Source organism: Brevundimonas bullata (assembly GCF_003350205.1).
GTDB lineage: Bacteria > Pseudomonadota > Alphaproteobacteria > Caulobacterales > Caulobacteraceae > Brevundimonas > Brevundimonas bullata.
Window position 1 is genome coordinate 20153 of sequence record NZ_QLLC01000023.1, and the last position, 18119, is coordinate 38271.

An 18119-nucleotide genomic window follows, 5' to 3' on the forward strand; every position below is an offset into this window, starting at 1 on the left:
CGGCAAGGCGCGGATTGGACCAAGCGACGATTTCGCGCGGCCCTTTTCCTTCGAGGCGCTCCGAGGTCGCCCCCTTGCGCCGAGAAAAAGCCCGCCTACCTCTTCATCCGAGAGCGCCGATCCCGGGCTCTCCAGACCTGACGGGGCCGATTTCGGACCGCCGGGACTGAACCCCTCCGTCGTCCGGGGCCCCAATCGCCGGGCGGCTCAACCTTGCTGAACCTCAGAAGGATGACCCATGCGTACCTATGATTTCTCCCCGCTCTACCGTTCCGCCGTCGGCTTCGACCGACTGGCCCGCCAGCTGGAAAGCGCCGCGCGCTCCAGCCAGGAAAACGGCTGGCCTCCCTATAATATCGAGACGACCGGCGAGAACGCCTATCGCATCGAAATCGCCGTCGCCGGCTTCTCGCCCGACGAGCTGAATATCGAGGCCAAGGAAAACTCGCTGACCGTCACCGGCAAGAAGGCCGCCAACGACGACGCCTCGGTCCAGAAGACCTATCTGCACCGCGGCCTGGCCGAGCGCGACTTCGAGCGCCGCTTCCAGCTGGCCGACTATGTGGTGGTCAAGGGCGCCGACCTGTCCAACGGTCTGCTGACCATCGACCTGCAACGCGAACTGCCCGAGGCGCTCAAGCCGCGCCGCATCGAGATCGCGACCGGCCAGGGCCTGATCGAAGGCAAGACCGACAAGGCGGATAAGGCCGCCTGAGCCGCAGCCTTCGCCTGAGACACTGAGAAGGGGCGGCGTTCGCGTCGCCCCTTTTTCGTGCGCTCGAGAATCCCGCTCATCCCCGCGGAGGCGGGGACCCAGTGCTTTGGCTATAGCGGGCGCAGTTAAGCCGCCGCCGCCGCCTTCAGATCCGCCGGGTCCAGCCCGCGCGCGCCGCCGGTCTGGGCGCCGGTAAAGTCGGCCTGTTTGACCTGAGCGCCGTGCATGACGGCGCGGCTGAGGTCCGCCCCCTTCAACACCGCCCGGCGCAGGTCAGCGCCCGACAGGTCGGCCCCGCGCAGGATAGCCCCCGAAAGGTCCGCCGGCAGCAGCCGGTCCGCGCCCAGCATCAAGGGCCCCAACTGCGCCTCGCGCAGGTCCGAGCCGTTCAGCTTGGCCCGGCCCAGCCGCGCCCCGCGCAGGTCGGCCCGGCGCAGATTGGCCGAGCGCAGGTCCGCGCCTTCCAGCTGCGCCCCCTGAAGCTGGACCCCCTCCATGTCGAGACCGTAGAAGACCGCCCCCTTGGCCGACAGGGCCGTCAGGTTCAGACCGCGAATGGACTCCAGCGGGCGCAGATCGACCCCGTCGAACACCGAGGGCTGGCCCTCGGCCCCGCCCGTCTCGCACCACTGGGCGTGGTCGCGCAGCATCTCGGCGGCGGGCATGCGGCTGACGGATTCGCCCGCCGAGCGATTGTCGGTCAGCGCGCCTTCCATATTGGCCCCGTCGGTGCGCCACATGGTCGCCTTCACCCCCACCAGGATGGCGTCGGTCAGGTCCGCGCCCGACAGATCAGCCCCCGAAAGGTCCGCGCCCGCCAGATCGGCGCCGGTGAAATTGGCCTGTTTCAGATTGGCCCGGACCAGCTTGCAGTCCTTCATGATGGCGTCGGTGAAGTCGGCGGCGATGGCCACCATGCCGGTCATGCGCGAGCGTTGCAGGTTGGCCCCGACCAGACTGGCGCCCTGGGCCTGGGTGTCGCCGCGCTTCTGCGCCTCGATGACGCGGAAGCCCAGCTTGCCGTCCGCCGCCGCGATCGTGCCTTCGCGCAGGTCCGCCTCGAACAGGTCGGCCCCCGACAGGTCGGCCCCGCGCAGGCAGGCGCCGCGCAGATCGGCCCGGCGCAGGCTGGCCTCGGTCAGGTTGATGTCCTGCATGTCCGCGCCGAAGAAGTTGGCGTTGTCCAGCTTGGCCCCGGACAGGTCGCAGCCGTGCAGACGGGCGGCGGCGAAGTCGGCGTCGGCCAGGTTGCGGCCCCGCAGCGTCAGCCCCGACAGGTCCATCCAGGCGAAGACGGCGCGCGCCCCGCCGGGCCGCGCCTGCCACAGGCGGTCATGCTTGGCGCAGATCAGGTCGACCTCGGCCTGGGTCGGTTTCTTGCGGACAGGATCGGCGGCGTCGCTCATGCCGACAACATGGCTTACGCCCCATTAAGGAAGCTTTGCGGAAACAGGGATTTCCGACCGGGTTTACTCGGTCAGCAGGCCCTGTTCGCGCAGGGCCTCGGCCAGTTCGCCCTCATTGGTCCACAGCCGGGTATAGCCCGCCTCGCCCAGCCGGTTCAGTTCGGTCGTCAGGTCGGCGCGCGGGGCGGCGACGAAGCGGCCGTCGAAGCCCTTCCCGTCCTCGCTGACGCGAACCATCGGCCGACCCGTCTCGACCCGGTGCAGGAAGCCCTCGCACAGAACGGCGGCGTCCTCGGCCAGCAGGCCGGTCTCGACGGTCAGGCCCGACTGGCGCAGACGCTCGGTGCCCCGGCCCGAGGCGAAGGGCGACGGATCGAGCGCGGCGATCACCACCCGCTCGACCCCGGCCTCGGCCAGGAAGTGGGCGCAGGACTTGCGCCCCGACGAGCGAGCGCCGCAGGGCTCCAGGGTGACATAGGCGGTCGCGCCCTTCACGGCTTCGCCGGCGGCGGGCACGGCCTGCTCCTCGGCGTGGGGGCGTCCGCCCGGCGCGGTGGCGGCTTCCGACAGCACGACCCCGTCCTTGACCAGGACGCAGCCGACCGCCGGATTGGGCCAGGTCTCGCCCATGCTCGCCAGCGCCAGATCAATGGCGCGGCGCATGTGGACGGCGTCGTCCTTGCTGGTCGAACTCATGCGCCCGGACTTGTCATCGGCGGCAGGGCTTGCGCCCGCGCCTGGTCCAGATAGCGGGCGGCGACCGGCTTCAGGTCGGCGTCCAGATCGACCTCCAGCGGATTGCCGGTGGGGATCTCGACGCCGACGATCTGGTCGTCCGGCACGGCGAACAACAGCTTGACGATGGCGCGCAAGCTATTGCCGTGGGCGGCGATCAGCACGTCCTCGCCCGCCTTCAGGCGCGGCGCGATCTCGGCGTCCCAATAGGGCTGAACCCGATCCAGCGTGGTCTTCAGGCTCTCGGTGTCCGGGATGGCCTTGCCCTCGTAGCGGGGGTCCGAACCGAAATCGAACTCGCCGCCCGGCGCCAGGGGCGGCGGCGGCACATCATAACTGCGGCGCCAGACCTTGACCTGGTCCTCGCCGTGCTTGGCCGCCGTCTCGGCCTTGTCCAGGCCCGTCAGGCCCCCGTAGTGGCGCTCGTTCAGGCGCCAGTCCTCGATCACCGGCACATCCTTCAGACCCGCCGCGTCCAGCGCCAGGGCGCCGGTGCGTTTGGCCCGCGTCAGGACCGAGGTGAACATGACGGCGGGCTTGAACCCGGCCTCGGCGATCAGCTCGCCGCCGCGCCGCGCCTGGGCCTCGCCCTCGGCGGTCAGGTCGACGTCGACCCAGCCGGTGAAGCGGTTTTCCAGGTTCCACTGGCTCTGGCCGTGGCGCAGCAGGATCAGGCGGGGCATGGGCGTCTCCGTATCGTCGTCCTTCGCGTAGGCCGTGGACGCGGGGCTGGTCAAGGTTTCACCGCCGCGAACGCCAATGCAGCCTGACGCCTCGCCGCGCGTTCTTGGCCTCTCGGGGGACGCCCGCTATACCGCGACGCTAGGGGCGGGCGGTTCATTCTCTCGCCCATTGACGTTCAGGAAGACCCATGTTGAAGCCGCGCCAGGACATCCGCCCCAATACGGCGGCCTACGAAACCACTCCCCTGGTGAAGCCCACCGGCTTCCGTGAATACGACGCCCGCTGGATTCTGGAAAAAGAGATCAACCTTCTGGGCATTCAGGCGCTTGGCCTGGGCCTCGCCACCTATGTCCACGAGATCGGCGTCCGCCCCCGCATCGCCGTCGGCCACGACTTCCGCTCCTATTCCCTGTCGGTGAAACAGGCCCTGATCCTCGGCCTGCTGGAAGGCGGCATGGAGGTGATCGACATCGGCCTGGCCCTGTCGCCGATGGCCTATTACGCCCAGTTCGCCCTGGACTGCCCCTGCGTGGCCATGGTCACGGCCAGCCACAATGAAAACGGCTGGACCGGCGTCAAGATGGGCGCCCAGGCGCCCCTGACCTTCGGCCCCGACGAGATCGGCCGCCTGAAAGAGATCGTCCTGAGCGGCGAGGGCGTGGCCCGCCCCGGCGGCCGCGTCGAGCGCGTCGAGGGCTTCCGCGAGCAATACATCAAGGACGTCGCCTCCAAGGTGAAGCTGACCCGTCCGCTCAAGGTCGTCGCCGCCTGCGGCAACGGCACCGCCGGCGCCTTCGCCCCCGAGGCCCTGCGCCTGATGGGCGCCGAGGTGATCGAGATGGACACCGAGCTCGACTGGACCTTCCCCAAGTATAATCCGAACCCGGAAGATCACGTCATGCTGGTCGCGATGGCGCAAAAGGTGAAGGAGACCGGCGCCGACCTGGCCCTGGGCTTCGACGGCGACGGCGACCGCTGCGGCGTGGTGGACAATACCGGCGAGGAGATCTTCGCCGACAAGATCGGCCTGATGCTGGCCCGCGACCTGTCGGCCCTGCACCCGAACGCCACCTTCGTCGTCGATGTGAAGTCGACCGGCCTCTACAAGGCCGACGAAGTGCTGAAGGCCAACGGCGCCACCACCGTCTACTGGAAGACCGGCCACTCCTACATCAAGCGCAAGACCGCCGAACTGGGCGCCTTGGCCGGTTTCGAGAAGTCGGGCCACTTCTTCCTCTCGGGCGACCTGGGCCACGGCTATGACGACGGCCTGGTCGCCGCCGGCGCCGTGCTGGCCATGCTGGACCGTAACCCCGGCAAGAAACTCAGCGAACTGAAGTCCGCCCTGCCCGACGCCTGGACCAGCCTGACCATGTCGCCGCACTGCGACGACGAGCTGAAGTACGACGTCCTGGCCAGGATCGTGAAGGAATACGAGGACTTGGCGGCGTCGGGCGGCTCGATCCTGGGCCGCAAGATTGTCGAGGCCATCACTGTCAACGGCGTCCGCGTCCACCTCGAGGACGGCTCCTGGGTCCTGGTGCGTGCCTCAAGCAACAAGCCGGAACTGGTGGTGGTGGTCGAAAGCATGCGCTCCGCCGACGACATGCGCGACCTGTTCCACAAGGAGGTCAAACCCCGCCTCGCCGCCCACCCCGAGATCGGCGCCTTCAATCAGGAAATCTGACCCTTTGACGAAGGATGCGGGCGCGGGCGAGGTGAGACGATGAACGACGCCTCCCCCCTGCCCGTGGTCATCATCGGCGGCGGCTTTTCCGGCGCCATGCTGGCCGCCCGCCTGGCCGAAGGCGGACAGGCCTCCGTCCTGATCGAGCGCGGCGACATGATCGGCCTCGGCGTCGCCTATTCCACGCTGAACGACGCCCACCGCCTGAACGTACGCGCCGGGCGGATGAGCGCCGTGGTCGACCGTCCCGACGACTTCATCGACTGGTTGGCGGCGCACTGTCCCCAGCAGGCGGACCCCGACGGCTTCGCCCCGCGTCGCCTCTACGGCCTCTATGTCCGCGACCGTCTGGCCGCGGTTGAGGCGGCCCATCCAGGCCTGATCCGTCGCATCTGCGGCGCCGTCATCGCCGTCGATGGGCGGTCCGCCATCCTGTCCACGGGAGAGCGGATCGAGGGGCGCGCCGTGGTCCTGGCCACCGGCAACCCGGCGCCGCGCACCACCCCGACCGGCGAAGACGGACGCATCATCGCCAATCCCTGGACGCCCAACGCCCTGACGCCGATCCAGGCCGACGACGACGTCCTGATCCTCGGCGCAGGCCTGACCATGGTCGACGTCCTGCTGACGCTGACCGCCCAGGGATGGCGCGGCCGGGCCACGGCGGTGTCGCGGCGCGGCCTTCTGCCCCGAGCCCACAGCCCGCATCACGACACCCCCATCGACCTGCCCCCCGAAGCCCTGACGGGCCCCCTGTCGGCCCGACTGGCGGCGGCGCGAAGGCTGGCCGAGACCCACGGCTGGCGACGCCTGATGGAGGGCTATCGCCCGATCACGCTCGACCTGTGGCGCACGGCCGCCGACGCCGAACGCGCTCGCTTCCTGCGTCACCTGCGCCCGTGGTGGGATGTCCATCGCCACCGCCTGGCCCCCGAGATCGCCGCCGAACTGGACCGGCTGCTCGTCGAGCGCCGCCTGACCGTCCGCGCCGGACGCATCCGCAATGTCGAGGCGTCCGCCCGGGCCGCCGCCCTGCACCTGACCACGCGGAACGGCCCCCAGACCCTGTCGGCGCCTTGGCTGATCGACTGCACCGGCCCCGGCCATGACGCGACCACCGCGCCCCTGACCGCTGACCTGATCGCCCAAGGCCGCGCCCGTCTGGCCGCCTCAGGCCTCGGCCTGGACCTCGACCAGGCCGGTCGCGTCCTCCAGGTCCGGCGTCCCGTCGGCATGGAGGACGCGACCAGGCCGGTCGCGTCCTCCATGCCGACGGGACGCCGGACCTGGACCTCTACGTCCTCGGCCCGCCCGCCCGCGCCGCCTTCTGGGAAACCGTCGCCGTGCCAGACATCCGCCAGCGCATCGAGGCCCTGGCCGCCCGCCTGACGGCCTGATCCGGCCGGCTGCCTTGCGGTCGAAACTTCCAAAGAGGCCCACATTTCTTTCCGAGACATGGCGTCTGGCGGGCGTTTGCCGGGTCGGCTATCACCGGGTCAGGAGAGGAAACACAAAAATGAACCGTCACCGCACCCGCGTGCTCGGGGGCCGCACCCTGGCGCCTGAAACCCTGATGATGGGATACGGCTATGACCCCGCCCTGTCTGAGGGCGCGATCAAGGCGCCCCTGTTCCAGTCGTCCACCTTCGTCTTTAAGTCGGCCGAGGACGGCAAGCGCTTCTTCGAGGTCGCCTATGGCCTGCGCCAGCGCGACCCGGACGAGGCGCTCGGCCTGATCTATTCGCGCATCAACAACCCCAACCTCGAGATTCTCGAGGATCGCCTGGCCGTCTGGGACAAGGCCGACAAGGCCCTGGTCTTCTCGACCGGGATGGCCGCCATCTCGACGGCCATGCTCGCCCTGGTCCGTCCCGGCGACGTCATCCTCTATACGGCCCCGGCCTATGGCGGCACCGAATACCTGTTCGACCGCATCCTGCCCCGCTACGGGGTCAAGGCGATCAGCGTGCCCGCCGCCGAGGGCGCCGACGCCCTGGACGCCGCCATGATCGCGGCCGCCGCCGAGGCCAAGACCACCGGCGGGCGCCTCGCCGCCGTCTATCTGGAGACCCCGGCCAACCCGACTAATCAACTGGTCGACATCGCCCGGGCCGTGGCCGGCGCCAAGGCCGTGGATCAGGCCGAGCGCCCGGTCGTGGCCGTGGACAACACCTTCCTCGGCCCCCTGTGGCAGAGCCCGCTGGAGCTAGGCGCCGACCTCGTCCTCTACTCGCTGACCAAGTATGTCGGCGGCCACTCCGACCTGATCGCGGGCGGCTGCATGGGCGCCGCCGACCTGATGGCGCGGGTGGGCGAAATGCGCACCATCTGCGGCACCAACACCGATCCGCACACAGCCTGGCTGCTGCTGCGCAGTCTGGAGACCCTGCATATCCGCATGGAGCGGGCGCAGGAGAACGCCCTTGTTCTGGCCGAACGCCTGCGCGCCGATCCGCGCGTCAGCGCCGTCCTGACCGCCGGGGGGCCGGACGCCTCGCCGGAGCAGCAGGCCATCTTCGAGGCCCAGTGCAAGGGTTCGGGTTCGACCTTCTCGCTGGAGCTTCCGGGCGGCGAGGCCGAGGCCTTCCGTATGCTGAACGCCCTGCGGCTGTTCAAGCTGGCCGTCAGCCTGGGCGGCGCCGAGAGCCTGGCCTCGCACCCCTCCAGCATGACCCACTCGGACTATACGCGCGAGGCCAAGGCGCGCAGCGGCATCGGCGACAACCTGGTGCGCCTCTCGGTCGGCATCGAGAACGTCGAGGACCTGTGGGCCGACCTGCAACAGGCCCTGGCCGCGATCTGAGGATGCAGGCGGGCGCCGTTCGCGGCGCCCGCCGACCTTTACTGACCCGCCGCCTTCACCGCCGCCGAGACGTCGGCGACCACGCGTTTGACCAGAGCCTCGTCATCGCCCTCGGCCATGACGCGGATCAGCTTTTCCGTACCGGACGGCCGCACCAGCAGACGGCCCGAGCCGTTCAACGCGGCCTCGGCCTCGGCCATGGCGGCCTTGACCTTGGCGTCTTCCAGCGGCTTGCCGGCGGTGTAGCGCACGTTCTGCAGCAGTTGCGGCACCGGCTCGAACTGCCGCGCCAGCTCGCTCATCGGCACGCCGGTCTCGACCAGGACCGCCAGCACCTGCAGCGCCGCCATCAGGCCGTCGCCGGTCGTGGCGTAGTCCTTCAGGATGATGTGGCCCGACTGCTCGCCGCCGATGTTGAAACCGCCGGCGCGCATCCGCTCCATGACGTAGCGGTCGCCCACCTTCGTCCGCTCCAGCGTCAGGCCCTCGGCCTTCAGCTTCCGCTCCAGCCCCAGGTTGGACATGACGGTGGCGACCACGCCGCCGCCGTTCAGCCGCCCCTTGCGGGCCCAGGCCAGGCCGACCAGGGCCATGATCTGATCGCCGTCGACCACATGGCCCTTTTCGTCGCAGATGATCAGCCGGTCGGCGTCGCCGTCCAGGGCGATGCCGATGTCGCAGCGATAGCGCTTCACCGCCTCCGACACGGCCTCGGGATGGGTCGAGCCGCAGTCGGCGTTGATGTTCAGGCCGTTCGGCTCGACGCCGACGGGGAAGACCTCGGCCCCCAGCTCATAGAGGGTGGTCGGCGCCACGCGGTAGCCGGCGCCGTTGGCGCAGTCGATGGCGATGCGCAGGCCCTTGAGGCTGAGCCGCTTGGGGAAGGCCGACTTGGCGATCTCGATATAGCGTGGCGGGGCGTCGTCGATGCGCTTGACCCGGCCCAGCTTGTTGGCCGGGGCCAGGTCCTGATCCAGACCCTCGTCCATCATGGCCTCGATCTTCAGCTCGATTTCGTCCGACAGCTTGTAGCCGTCGGGTCCGAACAGCTTGATGCCGTTATCCGCATAGTCGTTGTGCGAGGCCGAGATCATGATGCCCAGATCGGCGCGCATCGACCGCGTCATCATGGCCACGCCCGGCGTCGGCAGGGGGCCGAAGGTGCGCACGTCCATGCCCACGCTGGCCAGCCCCGCCACCAGGGCCGGCTCGATCATATAGCCGGACAGGCGCGTGTCCTTGCCGATCACCACCAGATGGCGACGGTCGTCGTCGGTGCGGAACATCTTGCCCGCCGCCAGCCCCACCCGCAGCGCCACCTCGGCCGTCATCGGATGGGTGTTGGCGCGACCACGGATGCCGTCGGTGCCGAAGTATTTTCTCTCGCCCAAGGGCGTCGTCCTTCGCTGGCGGCGCCGGAGGATTTGCAAAGAAACCTTCCGAAACCCATTTTTTGATGTCGCCTGCCTTCGCTTCCCCTAGACGCAAGATCACAGGGCGAGACGGGCGGAACCCTCTCGCTTACCCCTTACGGCGGCCACGCGCAAAGCGTGACCGCTTCGCCCCTTCACCGGAGCAGACCTCATGTGCGGCATCATCGGCATTACGGGCGCAGGCGCCGTCGTCCCCCGTCTGGTCGACAGCCTCAAGCGGCTGGAGTACCGCGGCTATGATTCCGCCGGGATCGCGGCCATCGTCGACGGCCGCATCGAGCGCCGCCGCGCCAAGGGCAAGATCCGCGAACTGGAAGCCGTGCTGGCGGCTGAGCCGCTGACCGGGACCATCGGCATCGGCCACACCCGCTGGGCCACCCACGGCGCCCCGACCACGACCAACGCCCACCCGCACAAGGCCGGCCGCGTCTGCCTGGTCCACAACGGCATCATCGAGAACTTCGCCGAGCTGAAGGCCGAACTGGAGGCCGAGGGCCGCGTCTTCGAGAGCCAGACCGACACCGAGGTCGTGGCTCACCTGATGGACCACAAGCTGACAGCGGGCCTGGCCCCGCTGGACGCCTTCAAGGCCACCCTGGACCGCCTGACCGGCGCCTATGCGCTCGCCGTCCTGATCGAGGGCGAGGACGAGCTGATCCTGGGCGCGCGTCGCGGCAGCCCCCTGGTCGTCGGCTGGGGCGAGGGCGAGATGTACCTGGGTTCGGACGCCCTGGCCGTCGGCCCCTTCACCCAGAAGATCAGCTATCTGGAAGAGGGCGATTACGTCGCCATGACCCGTTCGGGCGCCCACATGTTCGACGCGGCGGGCCGCCCCGCCGACCGCGCCATCGTCCAGGTCTCGGCCTCCTCGGCCCTGGTCGAGAAGGGCGAATACCGCCACTTCATGGAGAAGGAAGTCCACGAACAGCCCGACAGCGTCCAGCATACCCTGTCGGAATATCTCGACCTGGTGAGCGGCACGGCCAAGACCCAGGGCGTGGACTTCGCCGCCGTCGACCGCCTCCAGATCATCGCCTGCGGCACCGCCTTCTACGCCGGCCAGATCGGCAAGTACGCCTTCGAGAAATACGCCGGCCTGCCCTGCGACGTCGAGATCGCCTCGGAGTTCCGTTACCGCTCCCCGGCCCTGACGCCGGGCACGGTCGCCGTCGCCGTCAGCCAGTCGGGCGAGACCGCCGACACCCTGGCCAGCCTGACCTGGTGCAAGGCGCAAGGGTTGAAGACCGCCGCCGTCGTCAACGTCCACTCATCCTCCATGGCGCGCGAGGCCGAGGTCCTGTGGCCGACCCACGCCGGGCCGGAGATCGGCGTCGCCTCGACCAAGGCCTTCACCGCCCAGGTCGCGGCCCTGCTGGCGCTCGCCGTCGCGGCGGGCGTGGCGCGCGGCCGCATCGGCGCTGACGAAGAGGCCGAACTGGTCAAGGCTCTGTTCGAGGCCCCGCGCCTGATCGCCGAGGCTCTACAGATGGACGGTCAGATTCGCGCCATCGCTCAAGACCTGGCCAAGGCCACCGACGTCCTCTTCCTCGGCCGGGGCGCCATGTTCCCCCTGGCCATGGAAGGCGCGCTGAAGCTGAAGGAGATCAGCTATATCCACGCCGAGGGTTATGCCGCCGGCGAGCTGAAGCACGGCCCCATCGCCCTGGTGGACGAAAAGACCCCGATCATCGCCTTGGCCCCGCTGGACGAGGTCTATGAGAAGACCGCCTCCAACCTGCAGGAAGTCGCGGCGCGCGGCGGCCCGGTGATCATGATCGCCCCGGCCACGGCTCCGGCTCCGCACGGCGCCGGCATCCGCCGCGTCGACGCCCCCGACTGCCACCCTCTGATCGCGCCCCTGGTCTATGCCGTGCCAGTGCAGCTGCTCGCCTACTACACCGCCGTCCAGAAGGGCACGGACGTCGACCAGCCCCGCAACCTGGCCAAGTCGGTGACGGTGGAGTGAGAGTCTTTCCTCCCCATTTTATGGGGAGGGGGACCGCGTAGCGGTGGAGGGGGCGGCGCAAACGTCAGCTGTCGAGACGCCCTCTCCGTCACGTCGCCTTCGGCGCCGCGCCACCTCCCCATCGCTGCGCGACAGGGAGGAAGGATGCAACCTGCTTCGCCCCCTCACGTTTGGAACGGTCACGGTTTGCGCCTATGACAGGCGCCTAACGGCTGTTTCAGGACGACTGATGACGACTTCCCCCGCACGCCTTCGCAAGGCGGTTCTTCCCGTGGCCGGCCTGGGCACCCGCGTCCTGCCCGGCACCAAGACCACGCCGAAGGAACTGCTGAACGTCGTTGATCGACCCATCCTGTCCTACATCGTCGAGGAAGCGCGCGAGGCGGGGATCGAGCACATCGTCTTCGTCACCGGCCGCGCCAAGCAGGCCATCGAGGACTATTTCGACCACCAGATCGAGCTGGAGGCCCAGCTTCTGGCCAAGGGCAAGATCGAGCTTCTGGAGGCCATGAACGCCGAGCTGGCCACCGCTGGCGAGATGAGCTTCACCCGCCAGATGCAGCCCAAGGGTCTGGGCCACGCCGTCTGGTGCGCCCGCGACATCATCGGCCACGAACCCTTCGCCGTCATCCTGCCCGACGTCATCGTCGATTCGCAGCCCGGCGCCCTGAAGCAGCTGGCGGACCTCTACGCCGAGGTCGGCGGCAACGTCATCGGCGTCGAAGCCGTGCCCGAGGCCGCCGCCCACAAGTACGGCATCATCGACCCCTCCGCCCAGGACGGTCGTCGCTTCGCCATGAAGGGCATGGTCGAGAAGCCCAAACAGGGCACGGCCCCGTCCAATATGTCGATCTCGGGCCGCTATATCCTCCAGCCGGAAATCTTCGACCTGCTGGAGACCCAGGAGCGCGGCGCCGGCGGCGAGATTCAGCTGACCGACGCCATGGATCGGCTGATGAAGACCCAGACCTTCACCGCCTACGAATACGAGGGCGTGACCCACGACTGCGGCGACAAGATCGGCCTCTTGCGCGCCAATGTCGCCCTGGCCCTGAAACGCCCCGACCTGGGCGAAGCCGCCCGCGCGGCGATCACCGCCCTGCTCTGAGCCCCGGATAGCGCGCCGTTCAGTCTTCCAGGACGGCGCGCTGGGCCAGATCGATATGGAAGGCCAGCCAGGCGTAAATGCCGACGAACTTCAGCCCGTCTTCAGCCGCAACCACCCAGCTTTGAGTGGAATGCAGCAAGACGTCCACGGCCATACTCCCTCCCAGCAAGAGGAAGGCCAGAAGCAGAAAACCGCCGTCTCGCGAAAACACTCTACGACGCTGGGCAAAGGCATAGGCCAGACCGGCCAAGGCATAGCCGCCGAGGACCACCACCTGTGGAACACCCCAACCCGGCAGGATGGATTCATGAAGCAGCAGCAGGTCGTCCAGACACAGGGCCAGACTGAGAACCCCGCCAAACCCCAGCAGCAGCCCGTCGGCGTGCGCGCCCCCGCGAGCCCAAACACAAAGAGCGGCGAATAGCGCCACACCCGCGGCGAGCGCCCAGCCGATCGCGCCCATATTGGACATGACGCCGTAGTAGCCGCGGCAGCAATAGCCAGAGACCTGCGCCCCGGCGATCACATCCATGAACAACAGGCGCGGATCGGCATAGGTCTGAAAAGTCGCCGTCAGCGCCGCCAAGGCGGCCAACGCCACCAGCACGGTCGACCCGACCCGCACCCGGCTCCGCGTCAGACGCCCCCGCCCGACCCGCTGCGCCCCGCCCGTCAGAGCGCCCGGGCGCTCGCGCCCCATCCATACTTGCTGCGTCATCGTCTTGGGCCCCCGCCTCCCATCCCCCTAGGAGCGCCGCTCGCAGGGGTCAAGCAAACGCCGTCATTCGAGACCGGCGCGCCCGAGACGCATCCCGCGGCGACGCCCTCTCATGGCGGCGGCAGGCGAGCAGACCAGCGCACGAGTGCATTTCGCCGTCAGCACACACATCAGCAGAAATAGGGAAAGAAGCCGCCGCAGCGCTTCAAGAAAGAAGCTCGACTAACCGCCAAGCTCTTGAAAGTAAATGGCGCGCCCGGAACGATTCGAACGTCCGACCCTCAGATTCGTAGTCTGACATTTCGAATACGCCGCGCTCCGTGGCGCTCCGCATAAGCGCTGTATCATACGAAAAAACCTGCATAATTTTATGTTGCTCGCAGATTCACTCGCGCGTAGATACGCTCCGTTCCTGCACCACAGTGCACCACAGCGGCACCACAGGCAGGGGCGGTATATCGAGGAGCAGGCATAGATGGCGGGCAGCTACACCACGAAACTGACGGCGCGCACGGTCGCCGCAATCAAGCCGAATGGAACGGACTTCGACGTTCGCGACAGCGAGGTGCGCGGCTTTCACGTCCGCGTCACCAAGCGAGGCGAGAAGCTGTATCGCTTCCAGTATCGTCGCGCTGACGGCACCCGTCCTGTTCTGACCCTTGGCAAAACCAGCGAGTTGACGCCGGATGAAGCGCGGAAACTGGCGCATGGCCATTTCCTTGCGGTCAGCGGCGGGGCCGATCCGCGCAAGGCTCATACTGACTGGGCCGCCGCGCCGACGATGGATGACTTGTGGGTGCGCTATGAGGTCGACCGGCTGAAGATCAAGAACCGTCCCAGAACGGTTGAGGAATACACCCGCAACTGGAAGTCCCACGCCCAGCCGCGCCTGGGCAAGCTCAAGGTTTCTGAAGTCTCGCGACGGGACATCAACGCCGTCGTCGCCGCCATGGGCGCGAAACGAACCACTGCTAACCGGGTCCTGGCCTTGTTGTCTGTCATGTTCAGCTTCGCCAAGGAGAACGAGCTTCGCAACGACAATCCGGTGGCAGGCATGAAGAAGTATCGGGAGAACGCCCGCGATGTCGCCTTCACCGACGATGAACTCGGCCGGATCGCGGCGGCAATTGAAGAGGAACGTGATGCCTGGGCGCGCACCGCGCTTATGCTCCTGATGGTGACGGGCGCGCGGTCGAGCGAGGTTCTGCAAGCCGAGTGGTCGGAGTTCGACCTGGACGATGCTCAACCCGCATGGCGTGTCGTTGCAGATCGCATGAAGGGCGGAAAGCCGCACACCTATCCTCTGGACTCGGAAACGGTCGCCCTGTTGCGGCACTGGCGCGCGACCGCGCCTTTCCTGTCGCCGCGCTGGGTCTTCCCCGACAACACCGGCAAGAACCCGAAGAGCAGCCTTCAGAAGCCCTGGGCGCGTATCAAGGAAGCCGCGAATATCACCCGGGGCGTGATCCACTCGTTCCGGCACACCTTCCTGACGCGTATGGCCGAAAGCGGGGCCACGGCCATCGACATCAAGAACACCGGGGGCCACGCCGACATCGCTACCTCGATGAAGTATGTCCACGCGGCCGAGAACGCGCGGCTGCGGGAACTCCAGGACGCCAACCGCAAGGGCATCCGCGAAGCGATGAAACGCAAGCCGAAAGAGGCCGAGATCGTGGCCTTCCCTGCGTCAAATGCGGGGTAGGTTCAGCGGTCGACTTCTCCTCGCAGCCGCTCATACAGCTGCCCCGGCCCCAGCAGAATCTTCAGCAACTCCTCCCGCACGTTCTCCGAGTTCAGGACCTGGCGGCTCATGGTGTTGAAGGCGGCGTCGCTGTCCATGGCGGCGTCCATCAGCTCCCGGCGCAGGGTCGGCGAGTTGGCGAACTGGGCCGAGGTGTTGTTCGCCGCCTGGACCCGCAGTTCATCAGACGCGGCCATGTGGCCGCGTAGGAAGCCCGTGACGTAGGCCAACTGATCCTCGTCCGACAGTTCGCCGTCGAACAGGCCGTTCACCCGCTCGATGATCTCGTCCAGCAGCGCCTTTTCCTTCTCGTAGATGCCGCCTGAGCCGACTTCGGCCATGCCGGTCAGCTTGGGGGCTTCGCCGGTGCCGAAGGTCAGGTCGCGCTTCCCCTGGTTCTTCAGGCTGTGGTGGGTCAGCTGGACGCCGGACAGGTCCACGCCCTCGCGCTCACGGCCGAAGGCCAGCAGCGGCAGCAGGCGGCGGTAGAAGATCGCCCGCTTCTCCAGGTCCGTGTTGCCGTAGTCGATGATCTGGCTGAGGAAGCTGTAGAGGCGCAGGAACGCGCCCATGTCCCCCTTGAACAGGTCGAGCGCCGCCATGTGATCCAGCGCGTCGGCCGCCGCTTGCGCGTTGCCGGTGGCCAGGGCGGTGGCGCGAGCCTGCTTGGCTCCGTTGAACGCCTTCAGCAGCCGGTCGGCGACGGGTTCCAGGGCGGCGATCAACTCCGCCTGCTTGGCCTTGGGGTTCAGCTCGACCTTCACCACACGCTCGACGTCGAAGTCGTCGTAATGGCCCGCGCCGTCCAGCTTGGCGCGCAGGTCGAAGATCACGTTGGGGTCGGTCGCGCTCTCCAGCTCGGCCGTCTCATAGTAGGTCTGGAACGCCGTCAGGATGTCGTCCGAGCTGTTCACGAAGTCCAGGATGTAGGTCGTGTCCTTGCCCGGGTGCGCCCGGTTTAGACGCGACAGGGTCTGCACCGCCTGGATGCCCGCCAGCCGCCGGTCCACATACATGCCGCACAGCAGCGGTTGGTCGAACCCGGTCTGGAACTTGTTGGCCACCAGCAGCAGCTGATAGTCTGCCCCGGCGAAGGCGTCGCGGATGTCGCGCCCGTTCAGGCTGGGGTTCAGGCTTTTGCTCGTCTCGGTGAAGGGCTCCGAACCGGCCTCCGCATCGTTCACCTCGCCCGAGAAGGCCACCAAGGTCCCGAGCGGGTAGCCCTTCTCCTTGATGTATCGGCTGATGGCCAACTGCCAGCGCACCGCTTCCAGGCGGCTGCCCAGGACGACCATAGCCTTTGCCTTGCCGTCCAGCAGGGGCGCGACGTTCTCCCGGAAATGCTCGACGACGATCTGAACCTTCTGGCTGATGTTGTAGGGATGAAGGCGCACCCAGCGCATGATCCCCTTCAGCGCGGCGTCCTTTTCGACCTCGTGCTCATCCCAGTCCTTGCCCTCGTTCGCAAGGCGGAAGGCCAGCTTGTAGGGCGTGTAGTTCCGCAGGACGTCGAGGATGAACTTCTCCTCAATGGCCTGGCGCATCGAATAGACGTGGAAGGGGCGATACTCGCCAGCCTCGTCCTTGCGCCCGAACAGCTCCATGGTCTTGGCCTTGGGCGTGGCGGTGAAGGCGACGTAGGTGATGCCCTTGTCGCCCGCGCGGCCTGCCATCTGCGCGGCCAGGATGTCCTCGTTCGACACCTCGCCGCCGTCGCCCAGGGCGGCGATCTCCTCGGCCGACAGGATTTCCTTCAGCTTGGTCGCGGCTTGGCCGGTCTGACTGGAGTGCGCCTCGTCGGCGATGACGGCGAAGGCCTTGCCCTCGGTCGCCGCCAGCTTGCTGACCTCCTCCAGGGCATAGGGGAAGGTCTGGATGGTGCAGACGATGACCTTCTTCCCGGCCGCCAGCGCCTTGGCCAGCTGGCCGCTCTTTGACCCGCTCTCGCTCTTGATCGTCTCGACCACGCCGGTGACGCGCTGGAAATCGAACAGGGCTTCCTGGAGCTGGGTGTCGATGACGTTGCGGTCGGACACGACGATGACGCTGCTGAACAGCTTGTTGTCGTTCGCATCGTGCAGTTCGGACAGGAAGTGCGCCGACCAGGCGATGGAGTTGGTCTTGCCCGATCCGGCCGAGTGCTGGATCAGGAAGCGCCCCCCCGGCCCCTCGGCCAGCACCTGGGCCGCCAGCTTCCGCGTCGCGTCCAACTGGTGATAGCGGGGGAAGATGATGCGGGTGATCTTCTTCTTCACATCCTTCTGGGTGACCATGTAGCGCCCCAGGATTTCCAGCCAGCTGTCGCGCTGCCAGACCTCCTCCCACAGATAGGCCGTGCGGTGCCCGTTGGGGTTCAAGGGGTTCCCCTTTCCGCCCTGGTCGCCCTTGTTGAACGGCAAGAAGACGGTCGGCTTGCCCGCCAACCGAGTGGCCATGGCCACCTCGCTGTTGCTAACCGCGAAGTGCACCAGAGCCCCCCCAGGGAAGCCCAGCAGGGTCTCCGCCTTGCCGCCCTTGGGGTTCGGGTGGCGGTCAAACCGATACTGGTCGATGGCGATGTCGACGTTCTGAGTGAAGTTTGTCTTCAGTTCCGCCGTCGCGACCGGAATGCCGTTCAGATACAGCACCAGGTCTAGGCTGTTCTCATTGGCGGTCGAGTATCGTACCTGACGCACCGCGCGCAGGCGGTTGGCCCCATAGCGGCGCGTGATTTCGGGGTTCATCCCCATGGCCGGGCGGAACTGGGCCATGGTGATCCTGGTCTTCACCCCGGCGATCTCGATGCCGGTGCGCAGGACCTCCAGCGTCCCCCGGTCGTCCAGGTTCTTGCGCAGCCGGTCGGCCAGCACGGTTTCCGCAGCGGCCCCATGGGTCTTCGCCAGGGCATTCCAGGCATCCGGCTGGGTCGCCTGCACCCAGGCCGTCAGGTCGGCGGGGAACAAGGCGCGCGCCCGGTCATGACCGGCGGCGTCCCCGGGAGTGTGCAGCCAGCCATTCGCGGCCAGGTGCGCGCAGATGTCGTTCTCGAAGCTGATCTCTTTGTGGATGTTCATGCTTCCCCGTCCCCCAATCGCCAGGCGGAGCCCATGTCCGACTGGCTATCACTCAGAACTCTACGAA

The 18119-nt window shown here is 67.7% G+C and carries 12 protein-coding genes, 1 tRNA gene and 1 pseudogene; 7 read left to right on the top strand and 7 right to left on the bottom strand.

Annotated features, from left to right (window positions below; all coding sequences use genetic code 11):
* The first annotated feature begins 238 nt into the window (after nt 1–238).
* Complete coding sequence (locus DXK21_RS11640; protein WP_114817944.1) at nt 239–715, top strand: Hsp20 family protein; 477 nt, start codon at nt 239–241, stop codon at nt 713–715.
* A gap of 125 nt (nt 716–840) precedes the next feature.
* On the opposite strand, the gene DXK21_RS11645 is transcribed toward DXK21_RS11640, so the two are convergent.
* The 3 genes from DXK21_RS11645 to gpmA all read right to left on the bottom strand — a co-directional run bounded on the left by DXK21_RS11645 (nt 841) and on the right by gpmA (nt 3539).
* Nucleotides 841–2121, bottom strand: a complete 1281-nt coding sequence (locus DXK21_RS11645; RefSeq protein ID WP_114817945.1) for a pentapeptide repeat-containing protein — start codon at nt 2119–2121, stop codon at nt 841–843.
* A gap of 63 nt (nt 2122–2184) precedes the next feature.
* Complete coding sequence (locus DXK21_RS11650) at nt 2185–2817, bottom strand: bifunctional diaminohydroxyphosphoribosylaminopyrimidine deaminase/5-amino-6-(5-phosphoribosylamino)uracil reductase RibD (protein ID WP_114817946.1); 633 nt, start codon at nt 2815–2817, stop codon at nt 2185–2187.
* Entirely contained in the window at nt 2814–3539 is a 726-nt protein-coding gene (gpmA, locus tag DXK21_RS11655) for a 2,3-diphosphoglycerate-dependent phosphoglycerate mutase (RefSeq protein WP_114817964.1), read from the bottom strand. Before gpmA ends, DXK21_RS11650 begins: the two co-directional genes overlap by 4 nt.
* A 188-nt stretch (nt 3540–3727) precedes the next feature.
* Here gpmA and DXK21_RS11660 point away from each other — a divergent pair, with 188 nt between their 5' ends.
* From DXK21_RS11660 to DXK21_RS11670, 3 genes are all read left to right on the top strand, one after another.
* Nucleotides 3728–5227 carry a phosphomannomutase/phosphoglucomutase gene (locus tag DXK21_RS11660; RefSeq protein ID WP_114817947.1) on the top strand — a complete coding sequence of 500 codons (1500 nt, stop codon included), beginning with the start codon at nt 3728–3730 and terminating at the stop codon, nt 5225–5227.
* A gap of 39 nt (nt 5228–5266) precedes the next feature.
* A complete protein-coding gene (locus DXK21_RS11665; RefSeq protein ID WP_245945199.1) occupies nt 5267–6616 on the top strand; it encodes an FAD/NAD(P)-binding protein in 1350 nt (449 codons plus the stop codon).
* 127 nt (nt 6617–6743) lie between these two features.
* A complete protein-coding gene (locus DXK21_RS11670; protein WP_114817948.1) occupies nt 6744–8030 on the top strand; it encodes a cystathionine gamma-synthase family protein in 1287 nt (428 codons plus the stop codon).
* A 38-nt stretch (nt 8031–8068) separates the two neighbouring features.
* On the opposite strand, the gene glmM is transcribed toward DXK21_RS11670, so the two are convergent.
* The gene (glmM, locus tag DXK21_RS11675; protein ID WP_114817949.1) at nt 8069–9421 is read right to left on the bottom strand and encodes a phosphoglucosamine mutase; all 1353 of its coding nucleotides are present in this window, start codon (nt 9419–9421) and stop codon (nt 8069–8071) included.
* A gap of 193 nt (nt 9422–9614) precedes the next feature.
* Between glmM and glmS the strand changes: the two genes are divergently transcribed.
* Nucleotides 9615–11429, top strand: coding sequence for a glutamine--fructose-6-phosphate transaminase (isomerizing) (glmS, locus tag DXK21_RS11680; RefSeq protein WP_114817950.1), 1815 nt, complete (start codon nt 9615–9617; stop codon nt 11427–11429).
* A gap of 229 nt (nt 11430–11658) precedes the next feature.
* Nucleotides 11659–12537 (top strand): UTP--glucose-1-phosphate uridylyltransferase GalU, encoded by an 879-nt coding sequence (gene galU, locus DXK21_RS11685; RefSeq protein ID WP_114817951.1) that lies wholly within the window; start codon nt 11659–11661, stop codon nt 12535–12537.
* Between the two features lie 19 nt (nt 12538–12556).
* Here the strand turns inward: galU and DXK21_RS11690 are convergent, their stop codons facing one another.
* Both DXK21_RS11690 and DXK21_RS16540 read right to left on the bottom strand, forming a co-directional pair.
* Nucleotides 12557–13255, bottom strand: a complete 699-nt coding sequence (locus DXK21_RS11690) for a hypothetical protein (RefSeq protein WP_162790653.1) — start codon at nt 13253–13255, stop codon at nt 12557–12559.
* A 248-nt stretch (nt 13256–13503) separates the two neighbouring features.
* A tRNA-Arg gene (locus DXK21_RS16540) sits at nt 13504–13582 on the bottom strand.
* A 148-nt stretch (nt 13583–13730) separates the two neighbouring features.
* Between DXK21_RS16540 and DXK21_RS11695 the strand changes: the two genes are divergently transcribed.
* The gene (locus DXK21_RS11695; RefSeq protein WP_114817953.1) at nt 13731–14960 is read left to right on the top strand and encodes a site-specific integrase; all 1230 of its coding nucleotides are present in this window, start codon (nt 13731–13733) and stop codon (nt 14958–14960) included.
* A 272-nt stretch (nt 14961–15232) separates the two neighbouring features.
* On the opposite strand, the pseudogene DXK21_RS11700 reads toward DXK21_RS11695, so the two are convergent.
* A pseudogene (locus tag DXK21_RS11700) lies at nt 15233–18052 on the bottom strand (type I restriction endonuclease subunit R); the annotation flags it as partial.
* Nucleotides 18053–18119: the final 67 nt, after the last annotated feature.

Coding starts and splice junctions, on each gene's coding strand:
- gpmA (WP_114817964.1), bottom strand. CDS start 3,539: ATGCCCCGCCTGATCCTGCTGCGCCACGGCCAGAGCCAGTGGAACCTG.
- DXK21_RS11670 (WP_114817948.1), top strand. CDS start 6,744: ATGAACCGTCACCGCACCCGCGTGCTCGGGGGCCGCACCCTGGCGCCT.
- DXK21_RS11665 (WP_245945199.1), top strand. CDS start 5,267: ATGAACGACGCCTCCCCCCTGCCCGTGGTCATCATCGGCGGCGGCTTT.
- glmS (WP_114817950.1), top strand. CDS start 9,615: ATGTGCGGCATCATCGGCATTACGGGCGCAGGCGCCGTCGTCCCCCGT.
- DXK21_RS11690 (WP_162790653.1), bottom strand. CDS start 13,255: ATGACGCAGCAAGTATGGATGGGGCGCGAGCGCCCGGGCGCTCTGACG.
- DXK21_RS11660 (WP_114817947.1), top strand. CDS start 3,728: ATGTTGAAGCCGCGCCAGGACATCCGCCCCAATACGGCGGCCTACGAA.
- DXK21_RS11695 (WP_114817953.1), top strand. CDS start 13,731: ATGGCGGGCAGCTACACCACGAAACTGACGGCGCGCACGGTCGCCGCA.
- DXK21_RS11640 (WP_114817944.1), top strand. CDS start 239: ATGCGTACCTATGATTTCTCCCCGCTCTACCGTTCCGCCGTCGGCTTC.
- galU (WP_114817951.1), top strand. CDS start 11,659: ATGACGACTTCCCCCGCACGCCTTCGCAAGGCGGTTCTTCCCGTGGCC.
- DXK21_RS11645 (WP_114817945.1), bottom strand. CDS start 2,121: ATGAGCGACGCCGCCGATCCTGTCCGCAAGAAACCGACCCAGGCCGAG.
- DXK21_RS11650 (WP_114817946.1), bottom strand. CDS start 2,817: ATGAGTTCGACCAGCAAGGACGACGCCGTCCACATGCGCCGCGCCATT.